This window comes from Micromonospora sp. WMMD1102 (assembly GCF_029626265.1).
In the GTDB taxonomy this organism is placed as follows: domain Bacteria; phylum Actinomycetota; class Actinomycetes; order Mycobacteriales; family Micromonosporaceae; genus Plantactinospora.
This window is the reverse complement of record NZ_JARUBN010000001.1, coordinates 7,200,494-7,220,517: the sequence shown is the minus strand read 5'-3', so window position 1 is coordinate 7,220,517 and position 20,024 is coordinate 7,200,494. Positions and strand designations below refer to the sequence as shown.

Annotated in this window: 13 protein-coding genes and 1 pseudogene; 5 read left to right on the top strand and 9 right to left on the bottom strand. The window is 72.8% G+C overall.

Annotated elements, in window-relative coordinates:
• Nucleotides 1-6 precede the first annotated feature (6 nt).
• The gene (locus tag O7626_RS32695) at nt 7-4,368 is read right to left on the bottom strand and encodes a HEAT repeat domain-containing protein (RefSeq protein WP_278064861.1); all 4,362 of its coding nucleotides are present in this window, start codon (nt 4,366-4,368) and stop codon (nt 7-9) included.
• 245 nt (nt 4,369-4,613) lie between these two features.
• Between O7626_RS32695 and O7626_RS32690 the strand changes: the two genes are divergently transcribed.
• A complete protein-coding gene (locus O7626_RS32690) occupies nt 4,614-5,546 on the top strand; it encodes an SCO2521 family protein (RefSeq protein WP_278064860.1) in 933 nt (310 codons plus the stop codon).
• Nucleotides 5,547-5,576: 30 nt separating this feature from the next.
• On the opposite strand, the gene O7626_RS32685 is transcribed toward O7626_RS32690, so the two are convergent.
• The 3 genes from O7626_RS32685 to O7626_RS32675 all read right to left on the bottom strand — a co-directional run bounded on the left by O7626_RS32685 (nt 5,577) and on the right by O7626_RS32675 (nt 6,777).
• On the bottom strand, nt 5,577-5,813 hold the full coding sequence (locus tag O7626_RS32685; RefSeq protein WP_278064859.1) for a hypothetical protein: 237 nt from the start codon (nt 5,811-5,813) through the stop codon (nt 5,577-5,579).
• A 78-nt stretch (nt 5,814-5,891) separates the two neighbouring features.
• Complete coding sequence (mscL, locus tag O7626_RS32680; protein ID WP_278064858.1) at nt 5,892-6,353, bottom strand: large conductance mechanosensitive channel protein MscL; 462 nt, start codon at nt 6,351-6,353, stop codon at nt 5,892-5,894.
• 85 nt (nt 6,354-6,438) lie between these two features.
• Complete coding sequence (locus O7626_RS32675; RefSeq protein ID WP_278064857.1) at nt 6,439-6,777, bottom strand: STAS domain-containing protein; 339 nt, start codon at nt 6,775-6,777, stop codon at nt 6,439-6,441.
• 168 nt (nt 6,778-6,945) lie between these two features.
• Here O7626_RS32675 and O7626_RS32670 point away from each other — a divergent pair, with 168 nt between their 5' ends.
• Nucleotides 6,946-7,938 carry an NAD-dependent epimerase/dehydratase family protein gene (locus O7626_RS32670; protein ID WP_278064856.1) on the top strand — a complete coding sequence of 331 codons (993 nt, stop codon included), beginning with the start codon at nt 6,946-6,948 and terminating at the stop codon, nt 7,936-7,938.
• 56 nt (nt 7,939-7,994) lie between these two features.
• On the opposite strand, the gene O7626_RS32665 is transcribed toward O7626_RS32670, so the two are convergent.
• On the bottom strand, nt 7,995-9,017 hold the full coding sequence (locus O7626_RS32665) for a DUF4352 domain-containing protein (protein WP_278064855.1): 1,023 nt from the start codon (nt 9,015-9,017) through the stop codon (nt 7,995-7,997).
• Nucleotides 9,018-9,208: 191 nt separating this feature from the next.
• Here O7626_RS32665 and O7626_RS32660 point away from each other — a divergent pair, with 191 nt between their 5' ends.
• Nucleotides 9,209-10,177 (top strand): threonine/serine dehydratase, encoded by a 969-nt coding sequence (locus O7626_RS32660; RefSeq protein WP_278064854.1) that lies wholly within the window; start codon nt 9,209-9,211, stop codon nt 10,175-10,177.
• A 110-nt stretch (nt 10,178-10,287) separates the two neighbouring features.
• The gene (locus O7626_RS32655; protein WP_278064853.1) at nt 10,288-11,484 is read left to right on the top strand and encodes a DUF418 domain-containing protein; all 1,197 of its coding nucleotides are present in this window, start codon (nt 10,288-10,290) and stop codon (nt 11,482-11,484) included.
• Between the two features lie 300 nt (nt 11,485-11,784).
• Here O7626_RS32655 and O7626_RS32650 read toward each other — a convergent pair whose 3' ends face one another.
• A complete protein-coding gene (locus O7626_RS32650; RefSeq protein ID WP_278064852.1) occupies nt 11,785-12,999 on the bottom strand; it encodes a family 16 glycosylhydrolase in 1,215 nt (404 codons plus the stop codon).
• Nucleotides 13,000-13,055: 56 nt separating this feature from the next.
• Complete coding sequence (locus tag O7626_RS32645) at nt 13,056-15,146, bottom strand: S9 family peptidase (protein WP_278064851.1); 2,091 nt, start codon at nt 15,144-15,146, stop codon at nt 13,056-13,058.
• Between the two features lie 73 nt (nt 15,147-15,219).
• On the opposite strand from O7626_RS32645, the gene O7626_RS32640 reads away from it, so the two are divergent.
• Nucleotides 15,220-16,776: an FAD-binding oxidoreductase gene (locus tag O7626_RS32640; RefSeq protein ID WP_278064850.1), complete on the top strand. Its 1,557-nt coding sequence runs from the start codon at nt 15,220-15,222 to the stop codon at nt 16,774-16,776.
• 310 nt (nt 16,777-17,086) lie between these two features.
• Here the strand turns inward: O7626_RS32640 and O7626_RS32635 are convergent.
• Together O7626_RS32635 and O7626_RS32630 are read right to left on the bottom strand one after the other, a co-directional pair.
• Nucleotides 17,087-17,556: pseudogene (locus O7626_RS32635) on the bottom strand (M23 family metallopeptidase); the annotation flags it as partial.
• Between the two features lie 218 nt (nt 17,557-17,774).
• Nucleotides 17,775-19,862 (bottom strand): SpoIIE family protein phosphatase, encoded by a 2,088-nt coding sequence (locus tag O7626_RS32630; protein WP_278064849.1) that lies wholly within the window; start codon nt 19,860-19,862, stop codon nt 17,775-17,777.
• Between the last annotated feature and the right edge of the window lie 162 nt (nt 19,863-20,024).

The window sequence follows — 20,024 nt, the reverse complement described above, 5'->3', positions numbered from 1 at the left end:
CGCCCCTCACCGCCGTACGTCCGGCAGGTGGTCGGGGTCGGCGTCGGGCAGCCAGGTGAGCACCTGACCGGCCCGGCGGCGGAACCCGGGATCGGGATCGTCCCGGGCCAGCTCGGTCAGGAGTTCCCGGGTCTGGTGGTCGTCGCCGAAGTGCGTGCCGAGGGCCTGCACGGTGGCGGCCCGCACCGACCAGTCCTGGTCACGCAGCCGCTCGACGAAGAGGGTGCGCACCTCGGGGTGTTCGGCCAGACGCTCACCGAGCACCCGGAGCACCTCCCGGCGTACCTGCACGTCCTTGTCGTTGCCGGCCCGCTCGATCAGCAGCTCGCGGACCGCCCGGTCGGAGCCGAAGTACTCGCCGAGGATGCGTACCGCCACGGTCCGGAGCTGCGGGTCCTCGCCGGTGGCCCGGCCCATCAGCACCTCGCACTGCTCCACGTCGGTGCCGAGCCGGGTGGCCAGCTCGACGGCCGCCTCGTGCACGAGTTCGGGGTCCGGGTCGTGCCGGATCCGTTCCAGCAGCGCCTCCCGGACGTCGGCGTCGACGCCGACCCGCTGCACCAGCAGGCGTACGGCGGCGAGCCGGACCCGGGCGTTGCTGTCCCCGTGCACCCGCCCTTCGAGCAGCTCGTGCACGTCGTCCCGGGAGCCGCCCCGCTCCACCACCGCCGTGGCGGCGAGCGCGAAGACGCCGGCGTCCGGGTCGTGCCGGGCCCGGTCCAGCAGCACCCGGTGGACCTCGTCGGACAACCGAGGCTCCCGGGTCAGCGCCCGCAGCGCGGCCAGCCGCACCTCGGCGTCGGAGTCGGTACCGGCCCGGTGCAGCAGCACCTCCCGGGTGGCCGGGTTCCGGCGCACGGTGTCGGCGAGAGCGTTGACGGCGGCCAGCCGTACGGCCGCGTCGACGTCGTCCCGGGCCAGCCCGGCGAGCACCTCGGAGACGGCGGAGTCCATCCCGACCCGCTCGATCAGCGCCCGGGCGGCCACCAGCCGGATCCGGGCATCGGAGTCGCCCAGCGCCAGCTCGCCGAGCGCCGCCCCGACCGACGCCTCGGCACCGATCTCGTCGGTCAGCGCCCGGGCGGCGAGCAGCCGTACGTCGGCGTCCCGGTCCTGCCGGGCGGCGGTGACCAGCAGGTCGAGCAGTGCGGTGTCCCGCTCGAAGTGCTCGACGAGCAGCCGCAGCGCGGCCCGGCGTACCGTCTCGTCGGCGTCCCCGCCGGTCCGGCTGACCAGCAGGTCCCGGGTGGTGGTGTGCGGGCCCTGCTGGTCGATCAGGGCGCGGGCGGCGACCCGGAGCACCCCGGGGTCCCGGTCGGCGCGCACCCGGTCGATGAGCAGCGCCCGGACCTTGGGGTCGGCGGCCAGCCGCTCGCCGAGCACCCGCACGCTGGTCCGCCGGGTCACCGGGTCGGTGTCGTCGCGGGCCCGCTCCATCAGCAGGTCCCGGACCTGCCGGGTGGCGGCGAACCGTTCGACGAGTACGTGCGCGGCGGTCCGGGTCACCTCGGCGTCGGGATCGGTACGCAGGCACTCGACGAGTACGTCCCGCAGTTCGTCGTCGCCGCCGTACCGGTCGCCGAGGGTCTGGATCGCGGTACGCCGCACGCTGGCGTGCTCGTCGGCGTGCGCGCGTTCCCGGAGCAGGTCGCGGACGTTCGGCTCGTCCCGGAACCGCTCGCCGAGCGCCTGCACGGCGGCGAGCCGCACCCCGGCGTACCCGTCGGCGCGGACCCGTTCGATGAGCAGGTCGCGGGCCTCGGCGTCGGTGCCGAACCGCTCCCCGAGGGCCTGCACGGCGGCGAGCCGCACCCCGGCGTGGTTGTCCGCCCGAGCGCGCTTGATCAGCCGGGTCCGGGCCCGCGCGGCGGCGGCCTGGTGCGCCGGGCTGTCCACCGCCGAGGTGGCGAGCTGGGCCAGCTCGGCCAGCCCGGCGACCGAGGCGTAGGAGGCGGGGCTGTCGTCCATGGTGGCGAGCACGTCGTCGAAGAGGTCGTCGATCCGCTCGGCCGGGGTGGAGAGCATCGCGGCCAGCCGGGCGGCGTGGGTGGAGATCGGGTTCCAGACCACCCGGACGCCCCGGCGGCGGTACCAGGAGAGGTAGATCTTCCGGCCCGGCCAGTTCGGCCCGATCGCCTTGGCGGCCGGCAGGATCTCCTCGTCGATCAGCCGGGCGGTCTCCCGGTCGTCGATCGAGACGCAGTGTTCCAGCAGCAGGATGAGCTGCCGCAGCAGCGTCTCGGCCGGCTTGGCGGCGGCACTGTGCAGGTTGCGCACCTCGGCCAGGCACTGCACCGCCAGCGCCAGGTTCCACGGCGGCGGGGCGAAGTCGGCCGGCGGCCACGGCTGGTTGACCTCGGTGGTGAGCAACTGGATGAGCTGCGCGGTGTGGTTCTGGTGCAGCGCACCGGCGAGCAGCCGGAGCACCTCCCGCCAGGACAGGTCGGCCCAGTGCTGCCGGAACAGGTCCTTGAGCTGCTCGAAGGAGAGCACCTGGTCGTGCTGGAACTTGGCCAGGATCGCGTCGGCGCAGAAGAACTCCAGGAAGGTGCGGTGCACGAAGCCGTAGACGTGCGGGCCGTACCGGCTGAGGATGAAGTTCCGCTCCCGGAACTGGTCGATCATCGCCAGCGAGATGGTCCGGGCGGTGGCCGCGTCCCGCCGGTACCGCTCGACCAGGTACTGCTCGAAGACGTCGCTCAGTTCCGTCCGGTCGATGTAGTTGACCGTCAGCCCGCGGTCGGCCGACTGCATCCGGTAGGCCAGCCGGCGCAGCAGCTCCTTCTTGTCCTCCGGGTCGAGGAAACTGGCCGCCGGGGACTGCTCCGGCAGGTGCCGGTCGGTGTCCCACTGCGCCACCAGCACCGTGGCGGCGTGGTCGTAGAGCTTCCAGCGTTCCCGGGGCAGCGGCTGGTGCTTGCCGATGATCGCCAGGATGGTCAGCAGCAGCGGGTTGCCGGCGAGTTCCCGGATGGCGTGCGAGTGCCGCATCGCGTCCAGCAGCCGGGCCCGCTGGGCGTGCGCGTCCTCCGGCCGGTCCCGGATCGCCAGCCTGTACCAGCTGGAGAGGAAGTCGCCGGTCTGCTCCTCGTCCAGGTCCTGCAACGTGTAGTGCACGAAGCCGACGCTGGTCAGGATGCGGCGTGAGTAGCCGATGATCCGGGAGGTGACGATCATGCGTACCTGCGGGTGGTTGGCGGCGAACCCGGCGATCTGCCGGGCCACCTCCTCCCGGCGGTGCCGGTCGAAGACCTCGTCCAGACCGTCCAGGATCATGACCGCCCGGCCGCCGACCCCGAGGTGCCGCAGCAGCGCGGCCCGCTCGATGCCGAGCCCGTCGGTGCCGGCCCGGTGGTCGAGGTAGTCGACGAAGTTGTCGCACTTGCCCTCGGCGACCAGGGTGACGAACGAGCGCAGCTCGATCAGCAGCGGCAGGTGGTCGGCGAGCGCGGAGAGCCGGTCGTCGGTCGGACCGCCGGTCAGGCTGAGCGTGACGTACCGGGCCGCTGTCGACTTGCCCGAGCCCGGGTCGCCGAGCAACACGATCGCCCGCTGCTCCGGCGCGCCTAGCACGTCGAAGAGCCGCTGCAACGGTTTCGCCCGGTACGACTCGTGCAACTGCACCAGCTCCCGAGGGTCGACCTCCTCCGGCACGTCCTCGGTGCCGATCCGCCCCTCGGACTGCATCCGGCGCAGCCACTCCCGGGGCAGCTCGGCCGGCGGCGGGTCCTCGCGTACCCACTGCTCGACGAAGACCGACATCAGCTGGATCCGGAGGTAGTCCTCGTTCTGCTCCGGGGTGAGCGCGTCCAGGTCCAGCACCCCGTAGTGCTGGCGCAGCCGGAGCAGGTACTGCTTGAGCGTGTCCCGGCTCAGCGCGGGCATCCCGCCGTCGCCCTGCACCCCGGCGTCGGTGAGACAGTTCGCCACCGCCGCGGTCACCATCGCGGCCAGGTCGGCCGGGTCCCGGAAGGTGCCGCACATGTGCCGGTCCGACAGCTCCGCCCGGAGCGTCTCGATCCGGTCGGCGTCCCGGCCCCGGTCGACGAAGCTGCGCGGCCAGGGTGCCTCCTCGTCCAGCAGGAAGATCAGGCAGGGCTTGCCGCCGTTCAGCGCCTCCCGGTATTCGAGTTCGGTGATCGAGCGGTCGTAGCCGGCCGGGACGAAGCCGTACCGCCAGGCGAAGATGCCGACGTAGACGTCACATTCGGCGACATCGGCCAGGCAGCGTTCGAGTGGGCGCCGGTCCTCGGCCACGTACGACTCCATGGCCACGTCCTCGACCCGGAGTCGGCGCAGTGCCAGTTGTACGGCGGCCCGGCACTCCTGGAGATCCCGGAAAGTGGCCGAGACGTAGACCTTGGTCACGGCGGCGGCTCCTTGGGGGCGGCGTGAGCGGCGCGTAACGCAACCGTACCAATAGGACGCAACAGCGGGGTTTCCGCTGCTCGGAGGGGGTGGGTGTCGCGTACCGGACCTGGGCGGGCGTACCAGAATGAATTGCCGTCAGCCGATCACCATCTCCGGCACCGACATCGGTTACCGTGACGCTGTCACGGCGACCCGGCCCCGGTGATGCGGTCACGGTGCCAACGAGCGTGCGGAGGCGCGCAATGCTGACCCTGGGCGAGGTCCACACCGGACTTTTGCAGAACTCCAGTTCGCTCTCGCTGGAGAACACCGCCCAACTCCTCGACTTCCTGGTCGGTCAGCGGGTCCGCCGGTCCGAACGGCCGATCGCGTACGCGGTCTCGCCGGACCAGCTCACCGGGATCGACTGCCGGCTGCCGGCCGGCTCCGGCCGGGGCACCCGGGGGGTCGGGACGGTGGTGTCGCACGCGGCGGTGACCGGCGGGCACGTGTTGCAGGGCTCCACCTACACCCGGCTGGACCGGGCGGCCAGCAACCGCCGGTTGATCTGGTCGCACTACCTGGCCCGGCCCGGCTGGGTGGAGACGATCGGCAAGGTCGACCTCCGGGACGTCGCCCGGGGCTTCCTCGGGCCCACCTACCAGCCGCAGACGCTCAACCTCGGCGCGATAAGCGCCCGGCTGATCGACGCGGTGCAGAAGTCGCCCCGGCTGGACCGCCGGCCGCCGTTCCGGACCAAGCGCACCCGGCTGCGCTGGGCGGTGCTGCCGGCCGCCGACCCGGGGACCGAGCCGCACGGCAAGTTCCGGATCGAGTCCGACACGCTGCGCAGCCTGGAGCTGACCGCACCGCAGGAGGTCGTACCCGCGCTCGTCGAGTTCTGCGAGGACCTCGCCCTGCACGACTGGCTGCTCACCACGCTGCTGTCGCTCATCGAGTTCAGTCTCACCGGGCCGGGCACCCGGAACCAGAAGATCGACCGGCTGCGCCCGGCGATCGACTGCCTGCTGCACCTCTGGATGCCCGCCGCCCGGCTCGACGAGTCGGTGCTGCCGGTCTGGCAGGACCTCGAACACCGGCCCGGCTTCACCCGGCAGTGGCAGACCTCGGTCACCCGGATCCGCGACCAGGTCACGCTCAGCACCATCGCGCTGCTGGAGGCGCCGTCCCGCTGAGCCGGGGTCGGTCCGTCCCGCCGAGCCGGGTCAGTCCGCCCCGGGCGGGCGGGCGGAGAGTTCCCGCCAGGTGTCCGGTCCGGCCAGCAGGGTGCGGACGACGTCGTACGCCGCCTCCTCGCTGTCGAACTCGTAGAACCGGGAGATCCCCTCGGCTCCGCCCGCCCGCTGTTCCAGGTGCCACTGGTCGGCATCCGCCCGGAGGTAGACGTCGCGCCGGGCCAGGCGCCCCCACGTGCCGTTCCACCAGTGCTTTCGCTGTTCCATCCGGGGACCTTATCGAACGTACGTACGAGAAGATCACCGGGTGCCGGAGCCGTCACCCGGGCAGGTGACACTCCGGGTTCAGGGGTGGCGCTGTGCCGGCGGGTACTGCCCGCCGATCCGCTCGTCCGGGCCCTCGGGGTGCCGGTTCGGCGCATGTCCGGCGGCGACCAGGGCGTCCCGGATCTCGGTGAGCAGCTTGATCTCCTCGCTCGGCGCGGCCGGTGCCGGCTCCTCGCCCCGCTGGCGCCGCTCGGCGAGCTTGTTCATCGGGAAGACCACCAGGAAGTAGAGCACGGCGGCGGTCATCAGGAAGGTGATGATGGCGTTGATGAAGGCAGCCCAGTCGACCACCGCGTCGTTCGGCAGCTTCCAGGTGCCCGCCGTGAGGCCCTCCTCGCCGCCGAACAGGGTGATCAGCGGCTTCAGGAAGGAGTTGGTGAACTGGGTGACCAGGCCGGTGAAGGCCGCGCCGATGACCACGCCGACCGCGAGGTCGACGACGTTGCCGCGCATGATGAAGTCTTTGAAGCCCTTGAGCATTGGCGTCTCCAGGTTGCCGGATTCCTGTCGGTCGACAACCTAGTGCCCAGCCCGGCGCGGACGGAAAAGCGGCGGCGCCGGACGGTCAGCTGGCGGCGACCGCCTCGTCCACCGTCTCGTGCGTCTGGAGGACCTCCACCAGCCCGCTGACCTCCAGGATGCGCAGCACCCCCCGGCGCGGCGCGGCCAGCCGGACCATCCCGCCCGCCTCGTCGGCGCTGTTACGGGCCCGAACGAAGACGGAGAGCCCGGTGGAGTCGCAGAACGTCAGCTCGGCCAGGTCGAAGACCAGCCGGGTGCGGCCCTTCTCCAGCAGGTCCGTGATCTGGTCCTGGAGTTGCGGCGCGGTGGCCATGTCGAGTTCGCCCGCGACCGACACGACGACCACGTCGGACCGCTCGTCGGTGTGCACCGTCAGGGACATTCGCAACCTCCTGGGATATCGGTGGAACCGTACTCCACAACCGGCCCGCCACGCATGACAGGCCTCGGAAGTCGGCCGCCGGGGACCGGTGTCACCCTCGGACGGGCGTGATCAGCCCTGGGCGAACAGGGCTTACCGGATGCCGTCCGGGCCGGGCACCATCGCCGGATGCGCATCCTCGTTCTCGGCGGCACCGTGTTCCTCGGCCGGGCCGTCGCCCGGCGGGCCCTGGCCGCCGGCCACGACGTCACCTGCGCCGCCCGGGGCGCCTCCGGGAACCCGGTCGACGGCGTCCGCTTCGTCCGGGTCGACCGTACCGACCCGGCCGGCCTGGCCGCGCTCACCGGCGAGTTCGACGCGGTCGTCGACGTGGCCCGGCATCCCGAACAGGTCCGGAACGCGGCTACCGCGCTCGCCGGCCGGGTGGGACATTTCACCTTCGTCTCCACCGGCTCGGTGTACTCCGACACCGCCACCCCCGGCCAGCGGGCCGACACCGCCCCGCTACTCCCACCCGCGCCGTCGGACGCGGAGGACCCGACCCGGGACGCGGAGTCGTACGGCGCCTGCAAGGTGAGCTGTGAGCGGATCGTGACGGAGGCGTTCGGTGCCGGGTCGGTGTTCGTCTGCCGGGCCGGGCTGATCGTCGGGCCCGAGGATCCGAGCGGGCGCTTCGAGTACTGGGTGCGCCGGGCCGCCCGGGGCGGTGAGGTCCTCGCACCCGGTACGCCGGACGAGGCGGTGCAGCTCGTGGACGTACGCGACCTCGCCGACTGGATCGTGACGGCCGGCGAAGGCAAACTCACCGGCACGTACGACGGCACCGGCGCGCCGACGACCCGGGCCGCCTTCCTGGCCGACGTACTCCCCGAGGGGGTCGAGCCGACCTGGGTGCCCCAGGATTTCCTGGCCGAGCAGGAGGTGGCGCCCTGGTCCGGTGCACGGTCGGTGCCGTTGTGGCTGCCGGTGCCGGAGTACGCCGGGTTCCTGAGCCGGGACGTCTCCGCGAGCCTGGCGGCCGGGCTGCGGACCCGGCCGCTGGCCGAGACGGTCCGGGACACCGCGGCCTGGCTGGCGGCGGCCGGTCCCGAGGCGGGCCAGCGGATCGGCCTCACCGAGACCGAGGAGGCCGAGGTGCTGGCCGCCTGGCACGCCCGCTGACCGTTCACCTTCCCAGTCCGCCTCTCCCGGCCCGCCTTCCCGGTTCACCCGTCCGGTCAGCCGGTGCGGACCTGGATGCCCGGGGAGGTGGCGCTGGCGCGTAGCCGGAGTCGGACGATCCGGGCGTCGGGCGGGATGTCGTAGACGACCACCCCGGTGACCCGGTTGCCGGGGTTGATCTCGCTGAGGAAGCCGAGCCGGTCCGCGTTGGCGAGCAGCCCGGCCGAGCTGTCCACCCCGAACCGCTGCCCCGCCGGCCCGTACGCGACCTGGAGGGTGTCCTGGAACGTCACCGGTCGGGTACCGAGGTTGCGGACCGCGAGGTCGACCACGCAGAACTGCCCGACCGCGAGCTGGCTGACCAGCGGGTCGCCGACCTCGGTGAGCCCGCAGCGCAACTCCCGCACCCGGAACTCCAGGTCGCCGTCCCGGGCCGCCTGGTTGAGGTCGACCACCCGGGGGCTCCGGTCGCGCAGCCCGGTGTAGATGTCCGGCCCCCAGGCCAGCACGATCACGGCGGCGGCCACGCAGCAGCAGGAGAGCAGGGCGGCGACGAGGCCGAGCACGAACCACCAGCGCCGGTCGGCCTGCCGGACGAACTCGGGAGCCTTGGCGAGGCCGGCGGGCGGTCGGGCCGGCTCCGCCTCGCCCGGCGGTGGTCGGGACGGCTCCGCCCCGCCCTGCGGTGGTCGGGACGGCCAGGTCGGTGGCTGCGGCGAGGGACCGCCGGGTGGTGGCGGGTTGTCGCCGGCGGGTGGCGGATAGCCGCTCAGCGGCGGGGTGCTGGCCCGCGTCTGCGGGGTGGACCAGTCCGGTGGGGAGGGCGGGCCGGCGCCGGGGGCGACCGTGTCGGGGAAGCGGCCGGTCGACGGGAACGGCTCGGGGACCTCGTCGACCGTCGAGCCGGCCGCCGGGTCCGGGGCCGGCTCCCTGGTCGGCCCCTCCGGCGGCGGCGGGTCGATCGCCCAGTCCCACGACCGGGGTACCGGCTCGGCCGGCCGGTCCCCGCCCGCCGCCGGCCCGTCGGAACCAGCGCCGGGCCGGTACGGCTGCTCGCCGGACTGCTCGGGGCTGGTCATCGCGATCCTCGTATCCTCCGGGGCCTTGAGGCAAATAGTAGGCTTCATCCCTATTCGCCTAGCAGGGATCGTCATCTTCGTCTCGGACGGCGGGGCGAGGCGGGGCAGGGGTGCCATGCCCCGAACCGCCGGTACCGCTGCGGACTGGACCGCCGCGGACCGGCAGGTCGCCGCAGTGGCAGGATGAACCGGTGGATCTCGTGACCGTCGACGACGTACGGGCCGCGGCGGGGGACCTGACCGGGGTGGTGCTGCGTACGCCGCTGCTGCCCTGCCGCTGGGACGACCGGCTCTGGCTGAAACCGGAGAGCCTGCAACCGGTCGGCTCGTTCAAGCTGCGCGGTGCGACGCACGCGGTGGCCCGGCTCGATCCGGCCCGGCGGGACCGGGGGGTGGTGACGCACTCCTCCGGCAACCACGGGCAGGCGCTCGCCTACGCCGCCCGGGCGTACGGCCTGCCCTGCACGGTGGTGATCCCCGAGGGCGCTCCGGCGGCAAAGGTCGACCAGGTACGCGCGCTCGGCGCCGAGGTGCGGATGGTCGCCCCGGCCGACCGGCTGTCGGTAGCCCAGGCGATCGCCGCCGAGCAGGGGCGCACCCTGGTCCCGCCCTTCGACGACCGGCGGATCATCGCCGGCCAGGGCACCATCGGACTGGAGGTGCTGGCGGACCTGCCCGACCTGGACGTGCTGCTGGTGCCGGTCGGCGGCGGTGGGCTCGCCTCCGGGGTCGCCACGGCGGTCAGGGGGCTGCGCCCGGAGGTCAGGGTCATCGGGGTCGAGCCGGCGCTCGCCGCCGACGCGGCCGAGTCGCTGGGCAGCGGCGAACTGCGGCAGTGGGAACCCGCCCGTACCTACCGGACCAGCGCGGACGGGCTGCGGACCAACCTCTCCGCGCTGACCTTCGCACACCTGCGCGCCCGGCTGGACGGCATCGTGACGGTCGGCGAGGACGAGATCGCCGCCGCGATGACCCGACTGGTCCGGGACGCCCGGCTGGTGGTCGAGCCGAGTGGCGCGGTGACCACGGCGGCCCGGATGTTCCACGCCGCCGAACTGCCCGCCGGTCGCACCGTGGCGGTGGTCACCGGCGGCAACGTCGACCCGGCGGTCCTGGCCGCCGCCGCTGGCCGCCCCGCCGACGGTGCCGCCGCCGGCTGACGGCACGACGGCGATTCCCACCGGCCGACCGGACCGGTGGGGTTAACTCCACCCCGGCCCCGGGACCTGACGCTCCTGACCCGGCGGCCCGGCGCTGGTGTGCTCGAACGGTGACCACAGCGACCGCCGGCACGGCCTCCCGGGCCCGCATCCCCGATCTCGACGCACTGCGCGCCTTCGCGCTGCTCGGCATCCTCGTCGTCAACATCCCCTTCGCCGCCACCGGCTACAGCACGACGGTGACCGACCCGGCGTACGACTCCTGGCTGGACGACGCGGTGCGCTGGCTCAACCTCGGCTTCTTCGGGATGAAGTTCTACCTGCTCTTCTCGTTCATGTTCGGCTACAGCTTCGTCCTCCAGGCGGACGCGGCGGCGCGGGCCGGGACGGCGTTCCGGCCCCGGATGGTACGCCGGCTGCTCGGCCTGCTCGCCCTCGGCGCGGTGAACATGGTCTTCCTGATCAGCGGTGACATCCTCACCGTCTACGCCCTGCTCGGCGCGGTCCTGTTGGCGTTGCGCGGGATACGTGACCGGACCGCGCTGGTCGTCGCCGCCGCGCTCTACGGCTATCTGCTGCTCGGCCTCGGTGCGAGCCTGCTCCTGGTGGACACGGCGAGCTACTTCGACCACGCCAGTCAGGTCGCCGCCGCCCAGGAGACGACCGCGAACCTGGCCGGCGGGTTCGGCTCGGTGGTCCACGAGCACGTCGCGATCCTGCCGCTCTACGGCCTGTCCCAGTTGACCGTGCAGGGCCCGACCACCCTGGCGATGTTCCTGCTCGGCATGGTCGCCGCCCGGCGTCGGGTGCTGGTTGGGCTCACCGGGCGGGAGACCTGGTTGCGGGTCGTCCAACTCGTAGGCTTCCCGGTCGGCATCACCGGCGGCGTCGTCTACGCCTCGATCGGCGGCAACGGCAACACCCTCGGCGTACTGGTGAGCGCGCTGACCGCCCCGTTCCTGGCCGCCGCGTACGCCGCGACCCTGGTCCGGGTGCTGCACGGTGACCGGGGCCGGTGGCTCGGCTCGACACTGGCCCCGGCGGGCCGGATGGCGCTCTCCAACTATCTCGGCCAGTCGGTCGCCACACTGCTCATCTTCACCGGGGTCGGCTTCGGGTTGGTCGGACAGGTCTCGCCGTTGGAGATGCTGCTCTTCGCCCTGGCCGTCTCCGCCGGTCAGCTGGTGGTCAGCCGCTGGTGGCTGGCCCGGCACGGGCACGGGCCGGTCGAGTGGCTGCTGCGCTGGTTCACCAACGCCGAACGTCCCGCCTGGCGGCGCCGCCAGCTCAACCGGCCGGCGGGCTAGCCGCTGGCACTTCCACGCGGCCCACCTGGGTTCGGTGGCCCGGACCCGGGTGGTGGCACGCGTTCGCACGTCGGTCGGGGTACCGGTGCGGCGGTTCCAGGACCTGTCCCGGGAAGCGGACACAGCTCCGGGTGGAGACTGTCGAGCTGCCCCGCCTGTGCGCCCGCCCCGTCTGTGCACCCAGCTCGACAGCTTCCACAACGGACTATGTCCGCTCGCCGAGCCGTCGTGGCGACCGGCCCCGCACCAGGCGACCGGCCCCGCACCAGGCGATCGGTGCGGGGCCGGGTTCGCGGTGGGTCAGGCGCGGCGCCACTTCTGGTTGTCGCCGCCGGTGCACTCCCAGAGCTGGAGCTTGCCGCCGTTGGCGGTGTTCCGGTCGCGTACGTCGACGCACTTGTTCGCCTGCGGGTTGACCAGGTCGCCGGCCGCGCTCAGCACGAACTGCTGGGCCGGGTTGCCGTTACAGCCGACGATCTGGATGTTGGCGCCGTTGGCGGTCGAGCCGTTCGCCACGTCCATGCACTTGCCCATCGCCCGGATCGTGCCGCCGGTGAAGGTCCAGCGCTGGGCGGCGGTGCCGTTGCAGTCCCAGATCTGCAACTGGGTGCCGTCGGCCGGGTTGGCGCCGGGGATGTCGATGCACCTGTTGGCGAGCCCGACGAGCTGGCTGCCGGTGCCCGGGTTGCCGCCGGTGTTCCAGCCCCAGACCCGGACGTAGTCGACGACCATCTGCTGCGGGAAGGTGGTGCTGGCGTCCGGGTAGCCCGGCCAGTGGCCGCCGACCGCCACGTTCATGATCATGAAGAACGGGTGGTCGTAGACCCAGCGGTTGCCGTTCAGGTCGGCCGGGGTCTTGCGGCCGTACTGGATGCCGTCGACGTACCAGGTGATCGAGTCCGGCGCCCAGTCCACGGTGAAGGTGTGGAAGGCGTCGGCGAACGCCTGGCCGCCCGGCAGCGTGTAGCGGTGGCTGATCGCGCTGCCGCCGGAGTAGCCGGGACCGTGCAGCGTGCCGTAGACGTTGCCCGGCTCGCGGCCGATGTTCTCCATGATGTCGATCTCGCCCATGTCCGGCCAGGGCATCCCGCCGAGCATCCAGAACGCCGGCCAGATGCCCTGGCCGCGCGGCACCTTGAGCCGGGTCTCGAACCGGCCGTAGGTCTGGGTGAAGCGGTCCGCGGTGAGCAGCCGGGCCGAGGTGTACTGGCAGCGGCCGTAGTGGCACTGGTAGTTGGCGGGGTTCTCCCGGCGAGCGGTGATCACCATGTTGCCGTTGCCGTCGTGCGCGGCGTTGCTGGTGCTGTTGGTGTAGTACTGCTGCTCGTTGTTGCCCCAACCGCCGCCGCCGATGTCGTGCTTCCACCTGCTGCCGTCGGGCGGGGTGCCGGCTGGTGCGTTGAACTCGTCGCTCCAGGTGAGCGCGCCCGGCTCGGCGACGGCCGGGCTGGGTGGGGTCACCACCAGGCTGGCGGCCAGCAGGGCCAGGACGAGGGTGGCTCGGCGTGTACGCATGTAAATGTTTTTACGCCAGAGAGCGCTTTCTCGCAAGGTTCTTAACTAAAACTCCGTCACCGCCCGGCCACGCCCAGCCGGTCGAGGATCCAGGCGGCGACGAACGCCTCCTCCCGCCAGGAGTCGTAGCGCCCGCTCGGGCCGCCGTGCCCGGCACCCATCTCCGTCTTGAGCAGGTACGACCCCTGCGGCGCGACGGCACGCAGCCGGGCGACCCACTTCGCCGGCTCGTGATAGAGCACCCGGGTGTCGTTCAAACTGGTGACGGCGAGGATCGCCGGGTAGTCCTGCGCGGTGACGTTCTCGTACGGCGAGTACGACTTCATGTACGCGTACACCTCGGGGTTCTCCAGCGGGTTGCCCCACTCCTCCCACTCGGTGACGGTCAGCGGCAGCGACGGGTCGAGGATCGAGCTGAGCGGGTCGACGAACGGCACCTGCGCGACGATCCCGGCGAAGGCGTCCGGCGCCAGGTTGGCCACCGCACCCATCAGCAGCCCACCGGCCGAGCCGCCCCGGGCGACCAGCCGGTCCGCCGTCGTCCAGCCGGCCTTGACCAGGTGCCGGGCGACCGCCACGAAATCGGTGAAGGTGTTCTTCTTGGCCAGCAGCTTGCCGGTCTCGTACCATCGGCGGCCCAGCTCGCCGCCGCCGCGCACGTGTGCCACGGCGAAGACGACGCCCCGGTCCAGCAGGGAGAGCCGGGGGATGGAGAACCACGGGTCCATGCTCGCCTCGTACGAGCCGTAGCCGTAGACCACGCACGGCGCCGAACCGTCCCGGGGGGTGCCGGCCCGGCAGACCAGCGAGATCGGCACCCGGGTCCCGTCGTCGGCCAGCGCCCAGTCCCGGTGCTGCTCGTAGTTCGCCGGGTCGAAGTCGCCGAGCACCGGCTTCCGCTTGCGCAGCACCATCTCCCGGGTGACCAGGTCGTAGTCGTAGACCGAGTCGGGCGTGGTCAGCGAGGCGTAGTGCAGCCGGATCTCGGTCGTCCGGTACTCCGGGTTGCTGTCCAGGCCGACGCTGTAGAGCGGCTCGGGAAAGTCGATGTCGAACGTCTCGGTGCTGCCCACCGGAAGCACCCGGATCCCGGTCAGCCCGGCCGTGCGCAGCGACACCACGAGGTGGTTGGCGAAGGCGTCCACGGACTCCAGCCGGGTGCCGGGAGTGTGCTCGATCATCGGCACCCAGTCGCCGGGCGCGTCCGCCGAGGTGTACGCCAGCGCGAAGTCCTCCGCACCGTCGTTGTGCAGGATCAGGAAGCGGTGCCCGTGGTGCTCGACAGAGTATTCGACGCCCTGCCGGCGGGGGGCGATCACCGCCGGCTCGCCGGTCGGGTTGGCGGCCGGGATGACGCGTACCTCGCTCGTCACCTTGCTGTGCGAGTCGACGACGACGAAGTGTTCCGAGCGGGTCAGCCCGACGCCGACCCAGAACCGCTCGTCGTCCTCCTGGTAGACGATCTGGTCGGCCTCGGCCGCCGTGCCCACGGTGTGCCGCCACACCCGGTAGGGCCGCCAAGTCTCGTCCACGGTCAGGTAGAACAGCGTGGAGCCGTCGGCCGACCAGGCGCTGCCGTAGAAGGTGTCCGGCACCTCGTCGGGGAGCACCTCGCCGGTGTGCAGGTCCTTGACCCGCAGCGTGAACCGCTCGCTGCCGGCGAAGTCGGTGGAGTATGCGAGCCAGCGACCGTCCGGGCTGACGTCGAAGGTGCCGAGCGCGAAGAAGTCGTGCCCCTGGGCCAGCGCGTTGCCGTCGAGCAGGATCTCCTCGCCGGGCAGCGGTGCGCCGTCCGACGGCATCGGCGGGGCCGTCTCGTCGTCGCGTACCGGTCGGCGGCAGTGGATGCCGTACTGCTCGCCCTCGACCGTCCGGGTGTAGTACCAGTGGCCGTTCTTGCGGGTCGGCACCGATAGATCGGTCTCTTTGGTCCGCCGCTTCGTCTCGTTGAACAGCGTCTCCCGCAACAGCCCGAGCCGGGCCGTGGTCTGCTCGGTGTACGCGTTCTCGGCATTCAGGTAGGAGATCGTGTCCGGATCGTCCTTGTCGGCGAGCCAGGCGTACTCGTCGATCACCGTGTCGCCGTGGTGGGTGCGCTCGGTGGGGACCCGCTTGGCGACGGGGGCGGCGGTCGTCTCAGTGGTCACCGGGGTCACGTTACCCGTCCGGTCGGTCGCCAGGGTGGTTCGGTCCGGTCCGGGCGTTGCCGAAGATTAGTACATGTGTACGATGACCAAGGTGGGGGAGATCTCGATAGAACGGCGCGGGGGCGTCGACATCGCGCGGCGACTGGCGGGCATCTGTGGTGCCCACTTCGCCCGCCCGGCGGGAGCGGCCGACGGGGTGGCCGGCGCGACGGCCCGCTGGGTCGCGGCACCGGGCAGTCCGGAGGCGGTCACCGAGGTGGTCCGGCTGGCCGCCGAACACGACCTCTCGGTGGTCGCCCGGGGGGCCGGCACCAAGCTGGACTGGGGCCTGCCTCCGTCGCAGGTCGACATCGTGCTGGACACCGGCCGGCTGGCCGGGGTCTGGCAGCAGCCGGAGGACGAGCTGGTCGCCGAGGTCGGGGCGGGCACGCCGGTCCGGGCCGCCGAGGCGATCCTGGAACGGACCGGGCGCCGGCTGCCGTTCGACGTGCCCTCGGTCGGCGCCACCGTCGGCGGCGTGGTCGCCGCCGACGAGAGCGGCCCGCTGCGGCACCTGCACGGTGGCCCCTGCGACCAGCTCGTCGGGGTCAGCTACGTCGACGCCTCCGGGGTGCTGGCGCACGTCCGGGCCGGCGCGACCGGCCGGCCCGATGTCTCCGGCCGGCCCGACGTCACGGGCGGACCGGCGGTGCCGGTCGATCCCGACGTTCCCCGGCTGCTCTGCGGCTCGCAGGGCGCGCTCGGCGTGCTGGTCTCGGCGACCCTGCGGGTGCAGCCCATCCCGGCCAGCCGGGTCTGGGTGACCCGTTCGGTCTGGACCCCGCTGGAGGTGCACGACCTGGTGAGCGCCGTCCTCGACGCCGACCTGCGGCCCACCGCAGTCGAGGTGGACCTGCCCGGCGGCCGGGTGCCGGCGGGCGGACCGCGTGGCCTCGGCTCCGGCGGGCACCTGCCACCGGACGGGCCGGGCGCCACGGGGGCACCCGGCCCGTCCGGCCCGCCCGGCTGGTTCGGCACCCCGGATCGCTCCGTCGTGCCGGCCCGGCCGACCACCCCGGTCGACTCCGCCGGCCGGGGGCGCCCCGGCGCCGGCCGGGCTGTAACGGGGCGTGGCCGGTTCGGTGAGCCCGGGGCCGGCACCCTGGCGGTGCTGCTGGAGGGCGGGCCGGCCGAGGTGGCCGAGCGGGTGGCCCGGTTGACCAGGCTGCTCGGCGGCGACGCCAGGGCCGAGCCGACCGCACCGGCCTGGTGGCGCCGCTACCCGTTCCGGCCCGACCAGGTGGCGCTGCGCCTCGAGGTGCCGATCCACGACCTGCACGCCGCCGTCTACGCGCTGCGGGACGCGGCCGGTTCACCCGTGCCGGTACGCGGTTCGGCCGGGCTCGGCGTCGTGCACGCCGCGCTGCCCGCCGACTCGTCGGCGCAGCGGGTCGCCACCATCCTCGACGGGGTACGCGCGGTGCTGCGGGCCCGCTCCGGCCGCTGCCTGGTGGTCGCCGCCCCGGCCCGGATCCGGGCGGTGGTGGACCTCTGGGGCGACCTGCCCGACCTGCCGTTGCGACGCCGGGTCAAGGAACGGTTCGATCCGGCCCGACGACTCGCCCCCGGGCGTTACCCGGGCGGCATCTGACCCCTGGGCGGGGGTGTGCCCGGCCCGGTCGGTCCGTGCCGACCGGGCCGGGCCCGGGTCAGCAGTTCGGCACCCCGGGCAGCTGGGCCGCCGGATGGTCGATGTAGATGTTGGTCATGAAGCCGTTCTGGTCACGGAGCCGGGACCACCAGTTGTTCGTGTAGCCCTCGGCGCTCACCGTGTCGCCCTGTTTCTGGCAGAGCACGTACACCAGGGTCGGTCCGGCCAGTTTGGTCACGGTGGCCGCTGCCAGCCGGGCGTCGCTGCGTACCCGTACCCCGGTGCCCCAGGTCCAGAAGGCGGTACCGCCACCACAGCCGTTGTCGCTGGTCAGGTGCCGTTGGTTGTACGAGCCGGGATAGGGCGCCAGCGAGCTGCCGTTGATCACGATGGTCTGTCCGGCCCCGTTGTAGAGCTGCTCGTAGTGGATGTGCGCCCCGGTCGAGTTGCCGGTGCTGCCGGTGGTGCCGATCTGCTGGCCCTGGCCGACCGTGGCGCCGTCGGCCACCGAGAACGCGGCGAGGTGGAAGTAGTACGTCGTCCAGCCGCCGCCGTGGTTGATCACGATGTAGTTGCCCGCCCCGCCGGCCTGGTAGTAGCGCCGGGCGGTGCCGGGGCGGAGGCGAGTACGGGGGTGCCGGCGGTGCCGCCGCCGTCGGAGCGGACGAAGTCGAGCGCGAGACGTACCTCGGCGCTGTGGTGGGAGTAGGTCCAGCGCTGTCCACAGGGGAACGGTGCCTTGAACACCGGTGCGGCGTGTGCCGGGGTCGCCGCCACCAGGGTCGCGGCGAACGTGCTGCAGACGGTTGCGGTGAGGGCGAAGAGTAGCCGGATCGATCGCAAGGGTTCCGTCCTTCCCGAGCGGGGTGGGGGAATGGCCGGCCGATGCGTACGCAGGGGAATGCTATCGAGCTGATCGAGACATGTAAATACTTGCCTTAATGGATGTTCAGCTCTGAAGGTTTCCTCCAGGTCGTCGACCCGGGAGCGGCAGGCGGTCAGTCGGTGGAGTCGTTCCGGAGCACCAGGATGGCGATGTCGTCCCGGGGCGACTCGACCGAGAAGTTGATCGCCGTGGCGCGCAGCCGGGCGGCCACCACGTCCGCCGAATAACCGGCCAGCGGCGCCGCCGCGTCCCGCAGCCGGTCGATGCCGAAGAGCTCCCGGCCGCGCCGCCGCTCGGTCACCCCGTCGGTGTAGAAGACCAGCGCGTCACCGGGACCGAGCCGCACCTCGGCGACCGGTGAGGTGATCGAGTCGAGCAGGCCGAGCGCCGTACCGCCGGAGCCGACGAACGACGTCCGCCCGTCCGCCCGGACCAGCACCGGCCGGTCGTGCCCGGCCAGATAGAGCGAGACGGTGAGCCGGCCGGTCCGGTCCCGCTGCACGGCGGCCAGCGCCAGCGTGCAGTACCGGCCGCCGCCCCGCTCCACAAGCGTGCCGTTGAGCCGGGACAGCGCCTCCGGCAACGGCCTGCCGTCCCCGACCAGCACCCGGATCACGTTCCGGACCAGCCCGGTCACCGTAGCCGCCTGCACACCCTTGCCGGAGACGTCCCCGACCACCACCAGCCAGCGGTCCTCGGTCAGCGGTACGACGTCGTAGAAGTCCCCGCCGACCTCGGCCGCGTCCCCGGTCGGCACGTACTCGGCGGCGAACCCGATGCCGTCCACCACCGGCAGCACCGGCGGCAGCAGCGACTGCTGGAGAGTGTGCGCCACCTTGCGCCGCTCGTCGTGGATCCGGGCGTTCTCGATGGCCAGCGCCGCCCGCCGGGCCACGTCCTCCAGCACGGCGATCTCGTCCGGGTCGTGCCGGTGCCGCTGGTGCCGGCCGACCGCCAGGGTGCCGAGCCGCTGCCCCCGGGCCACCAGCGGGATGGCGAAGCCGTCCAGCGGCGGGCCGATCGGCACCTGCCCCTGACTGCGGGACGCCTCGCGCAGCCGGGACTGCACCGACTCCGGACCGTCGTCGGAGAGCATCTTGTGCAGCTGCGGCAGCACCGCCTCGTCGGCGTGGGTGGCCGAGGCCAGCTTCAACCGGCCCCACTCGTCGGTGACGTGCACCGCGCACCACTGCCCGAGCCGGGGCACCACGAGCTGCGGGATCAGTGCCATCGTCAACTCGACGTCCAGCGACTGGGCCAGCAGCTCGCTCGCCTCGGCGAGGAAGGTCAGCCAGGTCTGCCGGCGTACGTCGGCCCGGCGCAGCCGGTCGTTCTCCAGGTGCAGGGAGAGCCGCTCGGCGACCAGCGTGGCGAGCGGGCGGGCGTACCCGGAGGGGGCGGCGTCGAGTTCCAGCTCTCCCGCGTACGGCCGGTGCACCGTCAACGGCACCCGGATCAGTTCGTCGCCGGTGCGGGGCTGCCGGCCGTACCGGGCCAGCAGTTGCCAGCCCGCCCCGTCGCCCCGGTCCAGGCGTACCGCGCCGCCGGCCGCGCCCACCATGTCGCCGAGCCGGACCAGCAGGTCGGCGGCGAAGGTGGGCAGCGGGTCGTCCGCGTACGGGTCCGGGGCGGTCTGCATCAGCGCGCTCATCGCCCCGGCGCTCGGCGCGGACGGCGGGGGCGCGCTGACCGAAGCCGCCCGGGTCATCCCCTCCACCGGCGGGTACTGCCCGGGAGCGGGCTGACCCTTGCGGTCCAGCCGGAACCAGACGCCCTTGCCGGTGGCCTGGTGGGTGGTGCCCCAGCGGCTGGCGAAGTGGTCGACCAGGAGCAGTCCCCGGCCCCGCTCGGAGACCTGGGAGATGTCCGTCAGGTCGTTCCTGGGCCGGGCCGTCACGTCCTCGAGCGGTCCGGCGGCGAAGTCGGAGACGGTCACGGTCAGCCCGGAAGGGTCCGCGACGACCTCGATGTCCAGTTCGGTGCGGGCGTGTTCCACGGCGTTGGTGGAGAGTTCCGTGGTGAGCAGCAGCGCCTCGTTGAGCAGCTCGTCGAGGCCGGCCTCGTCGAGTACGGACCGGACCAGGGCGCGGGCGGCCGCCGGGGTACGCCGGTCGGCGGGTAGGCGTACCCTGCGCAGCTGGTCGCCGCCGCCCGCGCCGCCCGCCCCGCCGGTGCCCGTGCCGCCCGCCTCCGCTGACACCCTTCGTATCCTCCACCGATCCGAGATCCAGGCCACCCTATCCGGGTCGGGCACGTCGGTGGCCCGCTCGTGCCCGCCGGGCGCCCGTGCGGGGCGCGCTAGGCTGGACACTGCCCCACTTGACCGTTCTGACCGCTTTCTCGCCGTGCCGGTCCCGTCGGC

Excerpts from the sequence above, each read along its gene's own strand:
- O7626_RS32690 (WP_278064860.1), top strand. The coding sequence starts at position 4,614 with ATGCTGACCCTGGGCGAGGTCCACACCGGACTTTTGCAGAACTCCAGT.
- O7626_RS32685 (WP_278064859.1), bottom strand. The coding sequence starts at position 5,813 with ATGGAACAGCGAAAGCACTGGTGGAACGGCACGTGGGGGCGCCTGGCC.
- mscL (WP_278064858.1), bottom strand. The coding sequence starts at position 6,353 with ATGCTCAAGGGCTTCAAAGACTTCATCATGCGCGGCAACGTCGTCGAC.
- O7626_RS32675 (WP_278064857.1), bottom strand. The coding sequence starts at position 6,777 with ATGTCCCTGACGGTGCACACCGACGAGCGGTCCGACGTGGTCGTCGTG.
- O7626_RS32670 (WP_278064856.1), top strand. The coding sequence starts at position 6,946 with ATGCGCATCCTCGTTCTCGGCGGCACCGTGTTCCTCGGCCGGGCCGTC.
- O7626_RS32665 (WP_278064855.1), bottom strand. The coding sequence starts at position 9,017 with ATGACCAGCCCCGAGCAGTCCGGCGAGCAGCCGTACCGGCCCGGCGCT.
- O7626_RS32650 (WP_278064852.1), bottom strand. The coding sequence starts at position 12,999 with ATGCGTACACGCCGAGCCACCCTCGTCCTGGCCCTGCTGGCCGCCAGC.
- O7626_RS32640 (WP_278064850.1), top strand. The coding sequence starts at position 15,220 with ATGTGTACGATGACCAAGGTGGGGGAGATCTCGATAGAACGGCGCGGG.